A 2,526-nucleotide genomic window follows, 5' to 3' on the forward strand; every position below is an offset into this window, starting at 1 on the left:
CAACATGCAGGAGGTCATGGCCCGCGGCGGCCAGGTGATCTTCATCACCGACCCGGAAGGCGAGAAGCACGCGCCGAAAGGCGCCCGGGTGGTGGTGACCGCGCCCAGGTGCGACCCGCTGATCGCTCCCCTGGTGCTGTCGGCGCCGGTGCAGCTGCTGGCGTACCACGTCGCGGTCCAGAAGGGCGCGGACGTGGACCAGCCGCGCAACCTGGCCAAGTCGGTCACGGTCGAGTAGCGGCGCAAAGCAAAACGGCCGCCCCGAGGGGCGGCCGTCGCAACTCAGCCCTTCGAGGCTGGAATTCCTTATTTCGGGGCCGGAGCCGTTTCGCCGGTCGTGGCCGGCGGCGTGCCGGGCGCACCGTCGGCGGGCGGAGTCGTCGTCGTGGCCGTGCCGTCGGCGGGCGGCGTCGTCGCCATGGCGTCAGCGGGCGGCGTGGTGGCCATAGCGTCCGCGGCCGGCGCGGTCGCAGCGGCGTCGGCGGCCGGAGCGGCCGGAGCTTCTTCGGTCTTTTGCTGGCAGGCGGCGAGGCCGAGGGCCATGACGCCGGCGGCGGCGACGGTCAGAATGCGAAGCTTCATTTTAGTTGGCTCCCTGGGGTGAATCCCCGATCGGGAGCGTTGCACAACTTCCCGTGATCGCAAAATCGTGATCACACCGGCGGAGAGGCGCCCGCGCCGGGATCGCAGCCGCGCCTGCGGCGTTTCAAAGCCGCGAGCTAAGGCTGAGCTTCGGGCGGGTCCGGGGCCTTCGGAGGGGATGAATGACGAAACGCGTGCGTAAGGCCGTCCTGCCGGTGGCGGGACTGGGCACCCGAGTGCTGCCCGGGGCGAAGACGACCCCCAAGAACCTGCTCAACGTCGTGGACCGGCCGATCCTGTCCTACATCGTCGAGGAGGCGCGGGCCGCGGGGATCGAGCACTTCGTCTTCATCGTCGGGCGCGGTCAGGGCGCGATCGAAGACTACTTCGACGCCAATCCCGAGATCGAACAGGCGCTGGAAGCCAAGGGCAAGACCGCCATCCTGGAGGACGTGCGCCGCGACCTGCCGCAGCCCGGGCAGATGAGCTTCGTGCGCCAGATGGCGCCGCTGGGCCTCGGGCATGCGGTGTGGTGCGCCCGCGACGTGATCGGCGACGAACCGTTCGCCGTCATGCTCCCCGACATGCTGATGGCGGCCAATCCGCCGGCGCTCGCCCAGGCCGTGGCGGCCTACGAGAAGACCGGCGGCAACATCGTCGTCGTCGAGCCTGCGCCCGAGGGCGAGGCCCACAAGTACGGCATCGTCGCCCTGGAGGGGCAGGAGGGCCGGCTGAACCGCATGACCGGGATGGTCGAGAAACCGGCGCCCGGGACCGAACCCTCGAACCTGTTCATCTCGGGCCGCTACATCCTGCAGCCTGAGATCTTCGAGATCCTGGAGACACAGGAACGCGGCGCCGGTGGCGAGATCCAGCTGACCGACGGGATGGCCAACCTGATGAAGGTCCAGGACTTCCACGCCCTGGAATACGACGGGACGACTTACGACTGCGGCGACAAGATCGGGCTGTTGCGCGCCAACGTCGCCTTCGCCCTCATGCGTCCCGACCTGAAGGACGCCGCCCGCAAGGCGATCCAAGAGCTGCTTTGATCCTGCTTCCCCCACGGCCCTGCGTGCGATAGCCGTAGCGGCGGTGGGGGCTCTCAGGAGTGGGAGCGGGATGCGGGTACTGATCCTAGGCGGTGACGGCTTCTGCGGCTGGCCGACGGCGCTGCACCTGTCGGCGCGCGGCCATGATGTCGCGATCGTCGACAACGGCTCGCGGCGGCGGATCGACGAGGAGCTGGGCGCAGGATCGCTCACGCCCATCGAGAGCCTGGAGACGCGGCTGGCCGCCTGGCACGAGGTCTCGGGCCGCACCATCGCCGCCCACGAGCTGACCGTCGGCAGGGACTTCGACGCCCTGGTCGATCTCCTCAAGGCGTTCCGGCCGGATGGGATCGTCCACTTCGCCGAACAGCGGGCCGCCCCCTATTCGATGAAGTCGGCGCGCCACAAGCGCTACACCGTCGACAACAACCTCAACGCCACCCACGACGTGCTGGCGGCGATCGTCGAGAGCGGTCTCGACATCCACCTGGCGCACCTGGGCACCATGGGCGTCTATGGCTACGGCACCGCCGGCGTCGCCATCCCCGAGGGCTATCTGACGGTCCAGGTGGAGAGCGCCGAGGGCTGGGTTCCGAAGGAGATCCTCTATCCGGCCAATCCCGGCTCAATCTACCACCTGACCAAGACCCAGGACGCCCTGCTCTTCCAGTTCTACGCCAAGAACGACGGCCTCCGGATCACCGACCTGCACCAGGGCATCGTCTGGGGCACGCAGACCGCCGAGACCCGGCTGGACCCGCGGCTGATCAACCGCTTCGACTACGACGGCGACTACGGGACGGTGCTGAACCGGTTCCTCATGCAGGCGGCCGTAGGCTATCCGCTGACCGTCCACGGCGCCGGCGGCCAGACCCGGGCCTTCATCAACATC

General features: G+C 68.8%; 3 protein-coding genes and 1 pseudogene. 3 read left to right on the forward strand and 1 reads right to left on the reverse strand.

Features of this window, described 5'->3' with window-relative positions; all coding sequences use genetic code 11:
• Positions 1-238, forward strand: a pseudogene (locus RIF93_RS20070) (glutamine--fructose-6-phosphate aminotransferase); the annotation flags it as partial.
• Between the two features lie 68 nt (positions 239-306).
• On the opposite strand, the gene RIF93_RS20075 reads toward RIF93_RS20070, so the two are convergent.
• Positions 307-582, reverse strand: a complete 276-nt coding sequence (locus RIF93_RS20075) for a hypothetical protein (protein WP_309093212.1) — start codon at positions 580-582, stop codon at positions 307-309.
• 182 nt (positions 583-764) lie between these two features.
• Between RIF93_RS20075 and RIF93_RS20080 the strand changes: the two genes are divergently transcribed.
• Both RIF93_RS20080 and RIF93_RS20085 read left to right on the forward strand, forming a co-directional pair.
• Entirely contained in the window at positions 765-1,634 is an 870-nt protein-coding gene (locus RIF93_RS20080) for a UTP--glucose-1-phosphate uridylyltransferase (RefSeq protein WP_309093213.1), read from the forward strand.
• 70 nt (positions 1,635-1,704) lie between these two features.
• On the forward strand, positions 1,705-2,526 hold an 822-nt coding region (locus RIF93_RS20085; RefSeq protein ID WP_309093214.1), incomplete at its 3' end, for an NAD-dependent epimerase/dehydratase family protein.

Origin of the sequence: Phenylobacterium sp. (genome assembly GCF_031181185.1) — a bacterium.
GTDB lineage: Bacteria > Pseudomonadota > Alphaproteobacteria > Caulobacterales > Caulobacteraceae > Phenylobacterium.

What these genes read in the sequence shown, in the direction of transcription:
- RIF93_RS20075 (WP_309093212.1), bottom strand. Translation starts at nt 582, where the DNA reads ATGAAGCTTCGCATTCTGACCGTCGCCGCCGCCGGCGTCATGGCCCTC.
- RIF93_RS20080 (WP_309093213.1), top strand. Translation starts at nt 765, where the DNA reads ATGACGAAACGCGTGCGTAAGGCCGTCCTGCCGGTGGCGGGACTGGGC.